The sequence below is a fragment of the Rhodococcus sp. 05-2255-3B1 genome, assembly GCF_002258545.1.
Lineage (GTDB): Bacteria > Actinomycetota > Actinomycetes > Mycobacteriales > Mycobacteriaceae > Rhodococcoides.
Window position 1 is genome coordinate 1 of the sequence record NZ_NOZC01000011.1, and the last position, 773, is coordinate 773.

The 773-nt window shown below is 65.3% G+C and carries 1 protein-coding gene; it reads left to right on the top strand.

Annotation, left to right across the window (positions count from 1 at the left end):
- A partial coding sequence (locus tag CH249_RS08285; RefSeq protein WP_094698908.1) for an acyl-ACP desaturase occupies nucleotides 1-773 on the top strand: 773 nt, incomplete at both ends.

Consider the following 773-nt stretch of genomic DNA (forward strand, 5'->3'; position numbering starts at 1 on the left):
AACTTCGCCGCACTCGGCGGCCAGGACTACGACCCGGAGCAGTCCAAGCTCTCCGACGTCGCACAGGCCGCGATGATCACCAACCTGCTCACCGAGGACAACCTGCCGTCCTACCACCGGGAGATCGCCGAGAACTTCTCCCAGGACGGTGCCTGGGGCACCTGGGTCGGCCGGTGGACCGCCGAGGAGAACCGGCACGGCATCGTCATGCGTGACTACCTCGTCGTCACCCGCGGCGTCGATCCCGTCGCCCTCGAAGAAGCCCGCATGATCCACATGACCAACGGATATGCGTCGCCTGCCGGTGCAGGGGTGGGTCTGCTGCACTCCGTCGCCTACGTGACGTTCCAGGAGCTGGCCACCCGCGTCTCGCACCGCAACACCGGCAAGGTCTGCGACGATCCGATCGCCGACCGCATGCTCCAGCGCATCGCCGCCGACGAGAACCTGCACATGATCTTCTACCGCAACATCACCGGCGCGGCGATGGACATCTCGCCCGATCAGACGTTGCAGGCGGTCTCGGACATCGTGATGAACTTCGTCATGCCCGGTGCCGGTATGCCGAACTTCCGCCGCAACGGTGTGTTGATGGCCAAGCACGGCATCTACGACCTGCGTCAGCACCTCGAGGACGTCGTCTGGCCGGTGCTGCGCAAGTGGAGCGTGTTCGAGCGCAACGACTTCACCGGCCGCGGCGAGAACAAGCGCGAGGAACTCGCCGCGTTCCTCGAAGACCTCGAGCGTCAGGCCACCAAGTTCGAGGAGATGCG